Origin of the sequence: Knoellia tibetensis (assembly GCF_048606415.1) — a bacterium.
GTDB lineage: Bacteria > Actinomycetota > Actinomycetes > Actinomycetales > Dermatophilaceae > Knoellia > Knoellia tibetensis.
Genome location: NZ_JBMBWF010000001.1, coordinates 351,893 through 363,842, shown reverse-complemented (window position 1 = coordinate 363,842; position 11,950 = coordinate 351,893). Strand labels below are relative to the sequence as shown.

General features: G+C 69.1%; 13 protein-coding genes and 1 tRNA gene. 13 read left to right on the top strand and 1 reads right to left on the bottom strand.

Features of this window, described 5'->3' with window-relative positions; translation table 11 throughout:
* Nucleotides 1-9: 9 nt before the first annotated feature.
* The 7 genes from murI (at nucleotide 10) to ACOJV7_RS01665 (ending at nucleotide 4,137) form a co-directional block, all read left to right on the top strand.
* Entirely contained in the window at nucleotides 10-900 is an 891-nt protein-coding gene (gene murI / locus ACOJV7_RS01695; RefSeq protein WP_420188428.1) for a glutamate racemase, read from the top strand.
* Complete coding sequence (locus tag ACOJV7_RS01690) at nucleotides 897-1,691, top strand: MBL fold metallo-hydrolase (protein WP_420188427.1); 795 nt, start codon at nucleotides 897-899, stop codon at nucleotides 1,689-1,691. Before murI ends, ACOJV7_RS01690 begins: the two co-directional genes overlap by 4 nt.
* Nucleotides 1,692-1,701: 10 nt before the next feature.
* Nucleotides 1,702-2,466 carry a ribonuclease PH gene (gene rph / locus ACOJV7_RS01685; RefSeq protein ID WP_420188426.1) on the top strand — a complete coding sequence of 255 codons (765 nt, stop codon included), beginning with the start codon at nucleotides 1,702-1,704 and terminating at the stop codon, nucleotides 2,464-2,466.
* Nucleotides 2,463-3,098, top strand: coding sequence for an RdgB/HAM1 family non-canonical purine NTP pyrophosphatase (rdgB, locus tag ACOJV7_RS01680; RefSeq protein WP_420188425.1), 636 nt, complete (start codon nucleotides 2,463-2,465; stop codon nucleotides 3,096-3,098). The genes rph and rdgB overlap by 4 nt, the downstream gene beginning before the upstream one ends.
* A 173-nt stretch (nucleotides 3,099-3,271) precedes the next feature.
* Nucleotides 3,272-3,353, top strand: a tRNA-Leu gene (locus ACOJV7_RS01675).
* Between the two features lie 51 nt (nucleotides 3,354-3,404).
* Nucleotides 3,405-3,881, top strand: coding sequence for a thioredoxin-dependent thiol peroxidase (gene bcp / locus ACOJV7_RS01670; protein ID WP_420188424.1), 477 nt, complete (start codon nucleotides 3,405-3,407; stop codon nucleotides 3,879-3,881).
* Between the two features lie 4 nt (nucleotides 3,882-3,885).
* Complete coding sequence (locus ACOJV7_RS01665; protein ID WP_420188423.1) at nucleotides 3,886-4,137, top strand: DUF3618 domain-containing protein; 252 nt, start codon at nucleotides 3,886-3,888, stop codon at nucleotides 4,135-4,137.
* A gap of 21 nt (nucleotides 4,138-4,158) precedes the next feature.
* Here ACOJV7_RS01665 and ACOJV7_RS01660 read toward each other — a convergent pair whose 3' ends face one another.
* Nucleotides 4,159-4,767: a DUF305 domain-containing protein gene (locus ACOJV7_RS01660; RefSeq protein WP_420188422.1), complete on the bottom strand. Its 609-nt coding sequence runs from the start codon at nucleotides 4,765-4,767 to the stop codon at nucleotides 4,159-4,161.
* A 615-nt stretch (nucleotides 4,768-5,382) separates the two neighbouring features.
* Here ACOJV7_RS01660 and ACOJV7_RS01655 point away from each other — a divergent pair.
* The 6 genes from ACOJV7_RS01655 to ACOJV7_RS01630 all read left to right on the top strand — a co-directional run bounded on the left by ACOJV7_RS01655 (nucleotide 5,383) and on the right by ACOJV7_RS01630 (nucleotide 11,917).
* Nucleotides 5,383-6,381 (top strand): ABC transporter substrate-binding protein, encoded by a 999-nt coding sequence (locus tag ACOJV7_RS01655; protein ID WP_420188421.1) that lies wholly within the window; start codon nucleotides 5,383-5,385, stop codon nucleotides 6,379-6,381.
* 113 nt (nucleotides 6,382-6,494) lie between these two features.
* Nucleotides 6,495-8,081, top strand: coding sequence for a sugar ABC transporter ATP-binding protein (locus tag ACOJV7_RS01650; protein WP_420188420.1), 1,587 nt, complete (start codon nucleotides 6,495-6,497; stop codon nucleotides 8,079-8,081).
* Nucleotides 8,078-9,220, top strand: a complete 1,143-nt coding sequence (locus ACOJV7_RS01645; protein ID WP_420188419.1) for an ABC transporter permease — start codon at nucleotides 8,078-8,080, stop codon at nucleotides 9,218-9,220. The genes ACOJV7_RS01650 and ACOJV7_RS01645 overlap by 4 nt, the downstream gene beginning before the upstream one ends.
* The gene (yjfF, locus tag ACOJV7_RS01640; RefSeq protein WP_420188418.1) at nucleotides 9,217-10,227 is read left to right on the top strand and encodes a galactofuranose ABC transporter, permease protein YjfF; all 1,011 of its coding nucleotides are present in this window, start codon (nucleotides 9,217-9,219) and stop codon (nucleotides 10,225-10,227) included. Before ACOJV7_RS01645 ends, yjfF begins: the two co-directional genes overlap by 4 nt.
* Nucleotides 10,224-11,243, top strand: a complete 1,020-nt coding sequence (locus ACOJV7_RS01635; RefSeq protein WP_420188417.1) for a LacI family DNA-binding transcriptional regulator — start codon at nucleotides 10,224-10,226, stop codon at nucleotides 11,241-11,243. The genes yjfF and ACOJV7_RS01635 overlap by 4 nt, the downstream gene beginning before the upstream one ends.
* Nucleotides 11,240-11,917: an L-ribulose-5-phosphate 4-epimerase gene (locus ACOJV7_RS01630; RefSeq protein ID WP_420188416.1), complete on the top strand. Its 678-nt coding sequence runs from the start codon at nucleotides 11,240-11,242 to the stop codon at nucleotides 11,915-11,917. The genes ACOJV7_RS01635 and ACOJV7_RS01630 overlap by 4 nt, the downstream gene beginning before the upstream one ends.
* The last annotated feature ends 33 nt before the right edge of the window (nucleotides 11,918-11,950 follow it).

The window sequence follows — 11,950 nt, the reverse complement described above, 5'->3', positions numbered from 1 at the left end:
CCTTGCACGGTGGCTGACTCACCCATCGGGATCTTCGACTCGGGCTACGGGGGACTCACGGTCGCCCGGGCCGTGATCGACCAGCTCCCGCACGAGTCCGTCGCCTACCTCGGCGACACGGCCCGCACCCCCTACGGCCCCCGCCCCATCGCCGAGACCCGCGCCTTCGCCCTCGAGTGCCTCGACCGCCTCGTCGACCACGGCGTCAAGGCTCTCGTCATCGCGTGCAACACCGCAAGCGCCGCCGTCCTCCACGACGCCCGCGAGCGCTATGACGTGCCCGTCGTCGAGGTCATCCGACCGGCCGTGCGGCGCGCCGTCGGGGCCACCCGCACCGGCCGCATCGGCGTCATCTCCACCGAGGGCACCCACAAGTCCCGGGCCTACCTCGACGCGTTCGCTGCCGCCCCGCAGCTCACGGTGACGAGCGGGGCAGCCCCGAGGTTCGTCGACTTCGTCGAGTCGGGGGTCACCGGCGGCGAGGAGCTGCGTGCGGTCGCCCGTGACTACCTCGCGCCGTTCCAGCAGGCCGACGTCGACACGCTCATCCTCGGTTGCACCCACTACCCCCTGCTCGCCGGCGTCATCTCCTACGTCATGGGTCCTGACGTCACGCTCGTCTCGTCCGCGGAGGAGACCGCCAAGGAGCTCTACCGTGTGCTTGCCGACGCGGATGGGCTGCGTCCCGACGACGCACCGCCGCCCCAGCACGGCTTCACGACCACGGGCGACCCCGAGGAGTTCCGGCGGCTCGCGTTGCGCTTCCTCGGTCTGGGGCCGGATGTGGGCCACGTCTTCACCTCGCCGGTTGCGCCCGTCGCGCCCGGCGCGCCAATCGCGCCGGTCGCCCCCTCGTCCCCGGCGTCGCGCGTCGGCCTCGCTCCGGGAGTGGTCGCGTGAGGGTCACCGTCATCGGGTGCAGCGGCTCCTTCGCCGGCCCGTCGTCGTCGGCGTCGAGCTACCTCGTCACGGTCGAGGACGCCCACCGCACGTGGAACGTCCTGCTCGACCTGGGGTCGGGGTCGCTCGGCCCGCTCCAGCGCCACGTCGACCCGCTCACGCTCGACGCCGTCTTCCTCACCCACCTGCACCCCGACCACTGCGCCGACCTCTGCGGCCTCTACGTCGCCCACAACTACGCACCCCAGGGCGCACCAGAGGAGCGGCTGCCGGTGTGGGGCCCGAGCGAGACCGGGACCCGGCTCTCGCTCATGTACCACGGGCTCGAGGAGGGCGGCATGGACAAGGTCTTCTCCTTCGAGAAGCTCGTGGACCGTGTCGCCGTCGAGGTCGGTCCCGTCACCATCACGCCGTATGCCGTCCACCACCCCGTCGAGTCGTTCGGCTTCCGCGTGGAGGCCGACGGGGCCGTGGTCGCCTACACCGGCGACACCGACACCTGCGAGAACCTCAGCCCGCTCATGACCGGCGCCGACCTCGTCCTCGCCGACTCGGCCTTCGTCGACGGGCGCGACGAGATCCGCGGCATCCACCTCTCCGGCAGCCGGGCGGCACGCGCGGCCGTCGACGCCGGGGGAGTGCAGCGCCTCGTCCTCACGCACATGCCCTCGTGGAACGACACCGCGTTGTGCCGGGCCCAGGCCGAGCAGCACTGGCCGGGCACCGTCGAGATCGCGGAGGCGGGCGCGGTCTACGACCTCGGCGCAGCCGGGCAGCGCGCCGCCGTCTAGCCTGCTGGGTGTGACTTCGACCCACAACCGCCACGACGGACGCAGCCCCGAGGACCTCCGCGAGGTCCGCTTCACCCGCAACTGGCTCGACCACGCCGAGGGCAGCGTCCTCGTCGAGTTCGGCAAGACCCGCGTGCTCGTCGCCGCGTCCTTCACCGAAGGCGTGCCGCGCTGGCTCAAGGGCCGGGGCACCGGCTGGGTCACCTCCGAGTACGAGATGCTGCCCCGCTCGACGAACACCCGCTCCGACCGCGAGTCGCGCAAGGGCAAGGTCGGCGGACGCACCCACGAGATCTCCCGCCTCATCGGTCGCGCCCTGCGTGCCGTCATCGACACCAAGGCGCTCGGCGAGAACACGATCGTCGTCGACTGCGACGTCCTCCAGGCCGACGGTGGCACCCGGACCGCCTCGATCACCGGTGCCTACGTCGCCCTCGTCGACGCCGTCGAGGACGCCCGGGCCAAGGGCCTCATCGCCGCGAGCGCCAAGCCGCTGGTGGACTCGATCGCCGCGGTGAGCGTCGGTGTCGTCAAGGGTGTGCCGGTGCTCGACCTCGACTACCCCGAGGACTCGACGGCCGACACCGACATGAACGTCGTCATGACCGGCTCCGGCCGGTTCGTCGAGGTGCAGGGCACCGCGGAGGGCGCGGACGCGGCGTTCGACCGCGAGCGGCTCGACGCCCTGCTCGACCTCGCGACCGCCGGCTGCGCGCGGCTCACCGAGCTCCAGCAGCAGGCGCTGTCCGAGACGCCGCGGGAGCGCCAGCGGTGACCCGCCTCGTCCTCGCCACCCAGAACGAGCACAAGGTCCACGAGCTGCGCCAGATCCTCGCCGACCTGGCCGAGGAGGTCGGCCTCGAGGTCGTCGGCGCGTCCGACTTCCCCGACGCACCCGACGTCGTCGAGAGCGAGGTGACCTTCGAGGGCAACGCCCGGCTCAAGGCCGTCGCCGTCGCGAAGGCCACGGGTCTTCCCAGCGTCGCCGACGACTCCGGGCTCGCCGTCGACGTCCTCGGCGGTTCGCCGGGCGTCTTCTCCGCTCGCTGGTCGGGCACCCACGCCGGGGTCGACGCGCCCCGTGCCCAGCGTGACCGCGCCAACCTCGAGCTCCTCCTCGAGCAGATCGGCGACGTCCCCGACGAGCACCGTTCGGCAGCGTTCGTCTGCGCGGCCGTCCTCGCCATGCCCGACGGGTCGGTCGAGTCGGTCGAGGGTCGTGTCACCGGCACCATCCGCCGCGAGCCGGTGGGGGACAACGGCTTCGGCTACGACCCGATCTTCGTGCCCGACGGCGACACCCGCTCGCTCGCCCAGTACACCGATGTCGAGAAGAACGCCATCTCGCACCGTGGCCTCGCCTTCCGCGCCATGGTGCCGATCCTGCGCGAACACCTCACCCGCTGACCCGACCCCTTGCGTCCGCAACTGTGGTGGCCAGGTCGTCACCCTGCCGGACGTTGGCGTATGCCGTTCCCGCCCCTGCCGTTGCGTCCGCAACTGTGGTGCCCAGGTCGTCATCCTGCCGGACGCAAGGGCTTCGGCGGCGGAGGGGAGCGGACGGCATACGCTGTCTGCGCGCGCGAGTGGCGGAACAGGTAGACGCGCCAGATTTAGGTTCTGGTGCCTTCGGGTGTGCGGGTTCGAGTCCCGCCTCGCGCACCGCTCGCTGATAGGTTCGTGACGAGAGCCCGACGACCCCAGGAGACCTGCGTGACCGACCGACTCGAGCCGGGCGACGCCGCACCGGACTTCACCCTGAGCACCGACACCGGCGAGAGCGTGACCCTCTCGGACCTGCGTGGTGGCAAGGTCATCGTCTACTTCTACCCGGCGGCCATGACGCCCGGGTGCACGAAGCAGGCGTGTGACTTCAGCGAGTCGCTCGAGTCGCTCAAGACCGACGGCTACACCGTCCTCGGCATCTCGCCGGACAAGCCCGAGAAGCTGGCGAAGTTCCGCGACAAGGAGCACCTCTCACTCACGCTGCTCTCCGACGCCGACAAGTCGGTCATGACCGAGTGGGGTGCGTTCGGCGAGAAGAAGCTCTATGGCAAGGTCGTGCAGGGCGTCCTCCGCTCGACCGTCGTCGTCGACGAGGACGGCAAGGTGGAGCACGCCTGGTACAACGTCAAGGCCACAGGACACGTCGCCAAGCTGCGGCGCGACCTCGGACTGAGCAAGGACTGATTCGATGACCTCCATCTCCGCCCTCGAGGCCGACATCGCCGAGCGCCGTGTGCGCCTGGCCCGCACACTCGACGAGATCACCGCCAAGGCCACGCCGTCGGCGATCGCCAAGCGGGAGGTCGAGAAGGCCAAAGCGCGCTTCGCCGACGCCACGACGACCCCCGAGGGGGACCTCCGAGTCGAGCGCGTCGCCGCCGCCGTGGCGGTCGTCGCGGTCATCGTCGCGTTCAAGGTGCTGCGGCGCCGCCGGCGCTGATCCCTCGCGCCCACTCCCGCGTCAGGTCCAGCTCCTCCAGCGCATCATCGGCATGCCCGGCGCGCGCTGACCGAACCACTCGGACAGCCACCGGCGCATCGTCACGATCTCGGCCCGCTGCTCGAAGACGATGGTGCGCGCGAGGTCCGCGACCTCCGTGTGCGTTGCGCCTCCTCCGCTGCGCAGGTGCTGCGACATCATGACGGCCATCAAGTGGTGCCCGACCATGTCGTCGAGGAACGCTCGGTCGAGCGCGTCTCCCTCGAGGCCCCTGAGGTCCCGCATCATCGGCACGTATGCCGTGTCCTCACGTTGGTCGGTCCACCACCTCGCGAGCCAGTCGCGCATCTTCGCGACCTGGGCGCTCTGGCTGTGCACGATCGCGGCTCCGAGATCGCGCATCTCGGGCCGTTTCGAGCGCGACAGCTCTGTGGCTGCGCGGATCGCCTCCTCGTGGTGCGGGATCATTTCGGCGAGCCACGCGGGCTCGGACCACGCCATCCCCACCGCGGGGTGGCCGTAGCCGTCGCGCGCCCCCATGTGCGTCCTCGGGCCCTGCTGGACGACACATCCGGACAGGCTGGCGACGAGTGCCAGCACGGCGACGACGAGCGGTGTGCGGAGCCGCATGACGCACCTCCTGGGGAGTTCCTGCCTCCACCGTGCGCCGCCGGCTCACGGCGCCACAGGGCCGTTGGTCCCGAACAGGCGAGAAGCCCCGCACGGTGACTCTGCGGGGCTTCTCTTCGGTGCGCCATCAGGGACCCGAACCCGTAAGGGCTGAGCCTCAGCATGCGGTTCGCACTTCTGCGCGCCACCCTCCGAAGAGGGGCGCTGACTGCCCCGTATGCGGTCCACTGGCGTCCTGGGTGCCACGCCTCGTTTCGGTCGCTTTCGTTCAGAGTGGGGCGGTAAGCCGATGACTGCCACCGCAGGTGGCGGGCCAGTCTGCGCTGACCCACGACGCTCCGTGCGGTGGTAGTTGAAGCGACAACCCCGGAGCCACGACCACTGCCCTCGACCCTGCCTTGGCTGTTGCGTCGAAGTGATGGGGAACCGCCGTCGTTCGCGTTAACATCCGGCGCTGCTGGGGAATTCTGTTCCCGACCAAAACTGGTGGGAATATTGTCGAATCGCTTGACACGGCGAAATGTTAACGTTCACACTCGACCGCAACGTGACGACGATGTCACGGCGGCAACCTCGGTCGGCCGCTTGGGCGACGCCAACGACGGCGTCACACACATGGAGGCACCAGTGTTCAAGAAGTTCCTTCCGGTGGCCGCGAGCATCGCACTCGCCGCCTCTCTCACGGCCTGCGGCTCGGACTCGGGCACCACGGACAGCGCCGCTGCTGCCGGCGGCAGCGACGAGATCGTCATGGGCTTCGCCCAGGTCGGCGCCGAGTCGGGCTGGCGCACTGCCAACACCAAGTCGATCCAGGAGTCGGCCAAGGCCGCCGGGGTCACCCTGAAGTTCTCCGACGCACAGCAGAAGCAGGAGAACCAGATCAAGGCGATCCGCAGCTACATCCAGCAGAAGGTCGACGTCATCGCCTTCAGCCCGGTCGTGGAGACCGGCTGGGACACCGTTCTGCTCGAGGCCAAGCGCGCCAACATCCCGGTCATCCTTACCGACCGTGCGGTCGACTCCGAGGACAAGACGCTCTACAAGACGTTCCTCGGCTCCGACTTCGTTCTCGAGGGCAAGAAGGCCGGAGAGTGGCTGGTGAAGAACTCCGAGGGCAGCGGCGCCGTCAACGTCGTCGAGCTCCAGGGCACCACGGGCGCGGCCCCGGCCATCGATCGCAAGGAGGGCTTCGCGGAGGCCATCAAGGCCAACCCCCAGATCAAGGTCATCGCCTCGCAGACCGGTGACTTCACCCGGTCCGGCGGCAAGCAGGTCATGGAGGCCTTCCTCAAGTCCAACCCGGACATCGACGTCGTCTACGCCCACAACGACGACATGGGTCTCGGCGCGATCGAGGCCATCGAGGCAGCCGGCAAGGTGCCGGGCAAGGACATCAAGATCATCACGGTCGACGCGGTCAAGGACGGCATGCAGGCGCTCGCTGACGGCAAGATCAACTACATCGTCGAGTGCAGCCCGCTGCTGGGCGACCAGCTCATGGACCTGAGCAAGAAGGTGCTCGCCGGTGAGACGGTCCCCGAGCGGGTCGTCACCGAGGAGTCCGCCTTCGACCAGGAGCAGGCCAAGGCCGCCCTGCCGACCCGCAAGTACTGAGCAGGTCGACCCTCAGTCGTGCCTCCTCCGTCGCGCGCAGAGATCGCGTGACGGAGGAGGCACCCCCACCCGCCGACCCCTTCCGACCGATGACGTTCCACGGAGGTCCACCCATGACAGCCTCGACCCGCGCGGGCCAGTCCGCCGCCCCCGAACCCGTGATCTCGATGAGTGGCATCCGGATGCACTTCGGTCAGGTGAAGGCTCTCGACGACGTGGCCTTCCGCCTCCTGCCCGGCGAGGTCCACGCCCTCATGGGCGAGAACGGGGCTGGCAAGTCCACCCTCATCAAGGTCCTCACCGGGGTCCACAGGGCGACGTCCGGAACCATCCACCTCGACGGCGTACCCGTGTCCTTCACCGGACCTGCTGACGCGCAGGAGCACGGCGTCAGCACCGTGTACCAAGAGGTGAACCTCTGCCCCAACCTCAGCGTGGCCGAGAACATCCTCCTCGGCCGGGAACCTCGCCGCTTCGGCTCGATCGACGCTGCGGCCACCCGGCGCCGCGCCGCACAGCTGCTCACCGACATGGGGCTCGACATCGATCCGGTCTCGACGCTCGCCGAGCACCCCATCGCCATCCAGCAGCTCGTCGCCATCGCCCGCGCGGTGGCCGTCGATGCGAAGGTCCTCATCCTCGACGAGCCGACGTCGAGCCTCGACCAGGACGAGGTGGCCGAGCTCTTCCGGATCATGCGGGTGCTGCGTGCCAAGGGTGTGGCGATCCTGTTCGTCTCGCACTTCCTCGAGCAGGTCTACGAGATCTCCGACCGAATGACGGTGTTGCGCAACGGCGCACTCGTCGGCGAGTACGAGACCTCCGACCTCAGCCGTATCCAGCTCGTCTCGCTCATGGTCGGTCGTGAGCTCGGGGAGCTCGCCGAGGTCGAGCGCATCGCCGAGCAGGCCGCAGGCAACGCCTCCGAAGTCCCCGTCATCCGCGCCACCGGACTCGGCCGCAAGGGGTCGGTCGCCCCGTTCGACCTCCACGTCAACCGAGGTGAGGTGGTCGGTCTGGCAGGGCTCCTGGGGTCGGGGCGCACGGAGGTCGCCCGACTGCTCTTCGGCGCGGACCGCGCCGACTCCGGCGAGATCGAGGTGGACGGTAGCGCGCGGTCGATCCGCACGCCACGCGCGGCCATCGCCGCCGGGATCGCTTTCTGCTCCGAGGATCGCAAGGGAGAAGGCGTCATCGCAGACCTCAGCATCCGCGACAACATCGTGCTGGCGCTCCAGGCCTCGCGAGGCTGGGCCCGCCCGCTGCCTCGGCGGACGAAGGACGAGATCGTCCAGAAGTGGATCACCGCGCTGGACATCCGCCCGGCGAACCCGGACGCGCTCGTCGGCCGACTCTCGGGAGGCAACCAGCAGAAGGTGCTGCTCGCGCGCTGGCTCGTCACCGAACCGGCTCTTCTCATCCTCGACGAACCCACTCGCGGCATCGACGTCGGTGCCAAGGCGCAGATCCAGAAGCTGGTCGCCGAGCTCGCCACCCAAGGCATGGCCGTGCTCTACATCTCGGCTGAGCTCGAGGAAGTCGTTCGGCTCAGCAACCGCGTCGTCGTGATGAAGGACCGGGCCAAGGTGGCCGAGCTGGACGACACCGCAACGGTCGACGAGATCATGCACCTCATCGCGAACGTCGACGACGCTCTCGAACCCGGGATCGACGCCGGCCGTGCGGCGGTGGCGTCATGAGCAACGAAGGACGCATCGATCGTCTCCGTACCAGCGGACTCCTCTGGCCCCTCCTCGCGCTGGTCGCTCTGCTCGTGGCGAACGCCGTGGTCCGGCCGTCCTTCCTGTCCCTGCGGGTCCAGGACGGCCACCTCTACGGCAGCCTCATCGACATCCTCAAGAACGGCGCTCCGACGCTGCTCATCGCCCTTGGCATGTGCCTCGTCATCGCGACCCGGGGGATCGACCTGTCGGTCGGCGCGGTCGTCGCCATCTCCGGTGCGGTGACCTGCACCTACATCGCCGGCGCTCCTGACCCAGGCAGCGCCCAGGCCGCACTCATCGGCATGGCGGTCGCACTGCTGCTCTGCGTCGTCCTCGGGGTGTGGAACGGGTTCCTCGTGGCCGTCCTGGGGATACAGCCGATCATCGCGACCTTGGTCCTGATGACCGCAGGGCGCGGCATCGCCATGCTCATCACCGACGGCCAGATCATCACCGTCAACAACCCGGCATACCGGACGGTCGGCGCCGGCTTCCTGATCCTGCCCGTCTCGATCCTCATCGCGCTTGCCGTCCTCGTCGGTGTGGCCCTCGTCACGAGGAGGACGGCGCTGGGCCTGCTCATCGAGAGCGTCGGCGTCAACCCGGAGGCGAGCCGCCTCACGGGCATCCACGCCCGCACGATCCGGTGGACCGTCTACGTGTTCGCCGGCCTGTGCGCCGGAGTCGCCGGGCTGATGATCAGCTCCAACGTCAGCGCCGCGGACGCCAACAACGCCGGGCTGTGGATCGAGATGGACGCCATTCTGGCGGTCGTCATCGGCGGCACCTCACTGACCGGCGGAAGGTACAGCCTCGTCGGCACGCTGATAGGTGCCCTGACCATCCAGACCCTCACGACGACGGTCTACAGCATGGGCATCGCCCCGGAGATCACGCTCGTGTTCAAGGCCGTCGTCGTCGTCGCTGTGTGCCTCCTCCAGGCCCCGAAGTTCCGCGCTCTCGTCGCCCGGGGGACTAGCGGAACGAGGAGTCGCCGGAAACCAGACACGCCGCCACCCACGGTGAGCGACCCTGCTGCACCGCCCCAGGAGCCGGCCGGTCGCAGCCCGGTCGCCGTTGCGGCAGCCCCGAGCCGGAAAGCAGGCAGGTCATGACCGCCAACACGTCAGTCCGACGAGCCCGTGGCCTCACCTCCTCGCTCGGTGGGCGATCCGTCCCTGCTCGGATCCTGCCGACCCTCGCGACGTTCCTGCTCTTCCTGCTGCTCTTCGGGGCAGGGTCGGCGCGATTCGAGGGCTTCTCCTCGGGTCAGGTCGTGGCGAACCTCTTCATCGACAACGCCTTCCTCATCGTGCTCGCTGTCGGCATGACCTTCGTGATCCTCACGGGCGGCATCGACCTCTCCGTCGGGGCGGTCGTTGCCCTCTCGACGATGGTGACCGCTGCGCTGCTCCAAGCGGGCTGGTCGGCGCCTGTCGTGGTCCTCATCGTGCTCACCATGGGATCCACCTTCGGCTTGCTCATGGGGCTCGTGATCCACCACTTCGAGATCCAGCCGTTCATCGTCACGCTTGCCGGCATGTTTCTGGCCCGAGGACTGTGCTTCGTCGTTGGGGTCGAGTCGGTCCCGATCAAGGATTCGGCCTTCCGGTCACTGGCCACCGCCGCAGTGCCGCTCCCCGGCGGGGTCACCATCACGTGGAGCGTCGTCATCGCGCTCGTCGTCGTACTGGCCGCTGCGTGGGTCCTGCACAAGACCCGGTTCGGGCGGACGGCATACGCGATCGGCGGCAACGAGTCGTCCGCGATGCTCATGGGCCTGTCGGTCGCGAAGGTCAAGGTGGGCGTCTACGTCGTCAGCGGCCTCTGCTCGGCCGTCGCCGGACTTCTCTTCAGCCTCTACATGCTCTCTGGCTACGGGCTGCACGCCGTGGGGATGGAGCTCGACGCCATCGCTGCAGTCGTCATCGGCGGCACGCTGCTCGCCGGAGGCGTCGGCTACGTGGCCGGCAGTGTCCTCGGCGTCATGGTCCTCGGTGTCATCCAGACCCTCATCTCGTTCCAAGGCACACTCAGCTCATGGTGGACGAAAATCGCGATCGGCACCCTTCTCCTGATGTTCATCGTGATGCAGCGGATCATCGTCCGGAGGCAGTCGTGACCGACACGATGAAGGCTCCGGTCATGGCCGACGTCGCCCGCCTCGCGGGGGTGTCGCATCAGACCGTGTCGCGAGTCATCAACGGCTCTCCCAAGCTCCGGCCGGAGACGCGCGAGAAGGTGCTCGAGGCGATCGAGCGCCTCGGTTACCGCCCCAACACCGCCGCCCGCGCCCTCGTTCGTGGACGCACCGGGATCATCGGGATCATCGGGACCGCCGCCGTCGAGTTCGGGCCGACGAGCATCCACCGCACCGTGGAGCAGGCAGCCCGCGAGGCCGGCTTCTTCGCCAGCTCGGTCAACCTGGCCGAGATGACCCGCGAGTCCCTGGACAGCGCCATCGAGCACCTCATGACCGTCGGGGTCGAAGGCATCGTCATGATCGCCGGCCACGACGCCGCGCTCGAGATCGTTCGAGCACAGCGGTCCGGAATCCCTTTCGTCGTGGTCGAGGGCGACCTGAGCAAGGGGTCACTCACCGTCGGCGTCGACCAGGTCGCCGGCGCCCGAATGGCCACGCAGCACCTCCTGGACCTGGGGCACCGCGAGATCGTCCACGTGAGCGGCCCGCTCGACTGGACGGAGGCCCGCGCCCGGCTCGAGGGGTGGCGTGGTGCCCTGCTCGACGCGGGGGTGCGACCCGCCGAACCGATCATCGGGGACTGGAGCTCGCAGAGCGGGTATGCCGCAGGGCTCGCCGTCTGCACGATGAAGGAGGCGACGGCGGTCTTCGCCGCCAACGACCAGATGGCCATCGGCGTCCTGCGAGCCCTGCACGAGTGCGAACGGCGGGTGCCGGGCGACATCAGCGTCGTCGGGTTCGACGACGTGCCCGAGGCCGAGTACCTCATCCCTCCCTTGACGACGGTGCGCCAAGACTTCCCGGCCGTCGGCCGTCGCGCCATCGAGGTGATCCAGCAGGCCATCGAGGGCGGCGAGCTGACGCCCTCACCGCTGCTCGACCCGAGCCTCGTGGTGCGAAACAGCACCGCTCCCAGATTGGACGAGGCTCCATGACCGTCCTGTCAGAGGTCCGCGACACGCTCTCAGGCCTGCGCGCCGAGGTCGCGGAGCTGCATTCCGAGCTCACGAAGTACCAGCTGGTGGTCTGGACGGCCGGCAACGTCTCCGCGCGGGTGCCCGGCCGCGACCTCATGGTGATCAAGCCGTCCGGGGTCGCCTACGAGGACCTGACCCCCGACTCCATGGTGGTCTGCGACCTGCACGGCACCGTGGTCGACGGTGACCACGCCCCCTCCTCGGACACCGACGCCCAGGCGTACGTCTACCGGCACCTGCCGCACGTGGGAGGGGTCGTGCACACCCACTCCACCTACGCGACGGCCTGGGCCTCGCGCGGTGAGCCCATTCCCTGCGTGCTGACGATGATGGCCGACGAGTTCGGCGGCGACGTGCCGGTCGGTCCGTTCGCGCTCATCGGAGACGACTCGATCGGGCGCGGCATCGTCGAGACGCTGCGCGGCAGTCGCTCCCCGGCCGTGCTGATGAGGAACCACGGCGTGTTCACGATCGGCAAGGACGCCCGCAGCGCCGTGAAGGCCGCGGTCATGTGCGAGGACGTCGCCCGCACCGTCCACGTCTCGCGTCAGCTGGGGAACCCCCGGCCCATCGAGCAGCACCACGTCGACGCACTGTTCGACCGCTACCAGAACGTCTACGGGCAGCGATGACCCTGACCACCGCACGCCACCTCGAGGAGACCC

Excerpts from the sequence above, each read along its gene's own strand:
- ACOJV7_RS01665 (WP_420188423.1), top strand. The coding sequence starts at position 3,886 with ATGACCTCCATCTCCGCCCTCGAGGCCGACATCGCCGAGCGCCGTGTG.
- ACOJV7_RS01660 (WP_420188422.1), bottom strand. The coding sequence starts at position 4,767 with ATGCGGCTCCGCACACCGCTCGTCGTCGCCGTGCTGGCACTCGTCGCC.
- ACOJV7_RS01655 (WP_420188421.1), top strand. The coding sequence starts at position 5,383 with ATGGAGGCACCAGTGTTCAAGAAGTTCCTTCCGGTGGCCGCGAGCATC.
- ACOJV7_RS01650 (WP_420188420.1), top strand. The coding sequence starts at position 6,495 with ATGACAGCCTCGACCCGCGCGGGCCAGTCCGCCGCCCCCGAACCCGTG.
- ACOJV7_RS01645 (WP_420188419.1), top strand. The coding sequence starts at position 8,078 with ATGAGCAACGAAGGACGCATCGATCGTCTCCGTACCAGCGGACTCCTC.
- yjfF (WP_420188418.1), top strand. The coding sequence starts at position 9,217 with ATGACCGCCAACACGTCAGTCCGACGAGCCCGTGGCCTCACCTCCTCG.
- ACOJV7_RS01630 (WP_420188416.1), top strand. The coding sequence starts at position 11,240 with ATGACCGTCCTGTCAGAGGTCCGCGACACGCTCTCAGGCCTGCGCGCC.